The organism is Microbacterium sp. CPCC 204701 (assembly GCF_004010105.1).
In the GTDB taxonomy this organism is placed as follows: Bacteria; Actinomycetota; Actinomycetes; order Actinomycetales; family Microbacteriaceae; genus Microbacterium.
This window is the reverse complement of sequence record NZ_RRYE01000584.1, coordinates 1-1,296: the sequence shown is the minus strand read 5'-3', so window position 1 is coordinate 1,296 and position 1,296 is coordinate 1. Positions and strand designations below refer to the sequence as shown.

The 1,296-nt window shown below is 73.5% G+C and carries 2 protein-coding genes; one reads left to right on the top strand and one right to left on the bottom strand.

What is annotated here, in order from left to right:
* On the bottom strand, positions 1–492 hold a 492-nt coding region (locus EIO58_RS18090), incomplete at its 3' end, for an IclR family transcriptional regulator (protein WP_164861871.1).
* A 61-nt stretch (positions 493–553) separates the two neighbouring features.
* Here EIO58_RS18090 and EIO58_RS18085 point away from each other — a divergent pair.
* Positions 554–1,296: aromatic amino acid lyase (locus tag EIO58_RS18085; RefSeq protein WP_164861872.1), on the top strand; the 743-nt coding region annotated here is incomplete at its 3' end.

Here is a 1,296-nt window from a genome sequence, read left to right as displayed (position 1 = left end):
CAGCGCACGCACCTGCTCGCGGGGGAGCGCGGCCAGCATCGCCCGGCCGGTCGCGGTCAGGTGCGCCGGCAGCCGCACTCCGACGTCGGTCACGAGGGCCGGTCGGCGCGGGGCGCGCTCTTCGACGATGTACAGCACGTCGCGGCCGTGCATCACGGCGAGGTGCGCGCTCTCGTGCGTGCGGTCGACGAGGTCGGCGAGCACCGGGCGGCCGAGCCGTGCGAGCGGCTCCTGGCGGGCATAGCCGCCCGCGAGCTCGAACGCGGCGATGCCGAGACCCCAGCGGCGATCCTCGGGAAGGTGGACCACGAACTGGTGGTGCTGCAGCGCCGCGAGCAGGTGGTACACGCTCGATCTGGGGATGCCGAGGCCCGTCGCGATCGTGCGCGCGGGCACCGGCCCGCGCTGGCGTGCGAGGAACGAGAGGATGCGCAGCGTCTGATCCGCCGCGGGCACCTGGGGACGACCGACGGTCGCAGGAATGTCTGGCATGACAGACACAGGATGCCACGGCCCGGTGTCGCACCACAGCCCGTCGGTGTGGAATCGAGGCATGAACCCTGCGCCCGAGATCCTCGGCACCGTCGTCACGGTCGGCGCCGCACCGCTGCGCCCCGACGACGTCGTCGCGGTCGCCCGCCACGACGCGCGAGTCGACATCGCACCGCAGGCCCTCGAGAGGGTCGAGGCGGCGCGGTCGCTCGTCGAGGGACTCGCCGACGACGCGCTGCCCCACTACGGAATCTCGACCGGCTTCGGCGCGCTCGCGACCACCTTCATCGCGCCCGAGCGCCGCATGCAGCTGCAGGCGAGCCTCATCCGCTCCCACGCCGCCGGCACCGGCCCCGAGGTCGAGCGCGAAGTGGTGCGCGCCCTCATGCTGCTGCGGCTCCAGACTCTCGCGACCGGGCACACCGGAGTGCGCTCCGTCGTGGTCGAGGCGTACGCCGCGATGCTCAACGCCGGAATCACGCCGATCGTGCGCGAGTACGGCTCGCTCGGCTGCTCGGGCGACCTCGCCCCGCTGTCGCACGTCGCGCTCGCCGCGATGGGCGAGGGGCGGGTGCGCACCGCGACCGGCGAGGAGGTCGACGCGGCCGACGCTCTGGCCGCGGCGGGCATCGCACGGCTCGTGCTGCGTGAGAAGGAGGGGCTCGCGCTCATCAACGGCACCGACGGCATGCTGGGGATGCTGCTGCTCGCGCTCCACGACCTCTCGGTGCTGCTCGACACCGCCGACGTTGCCGCCGGCATGTCGGTCGAGTCGCAGCTCGGCACCGATGCCGTGTTCGCCGC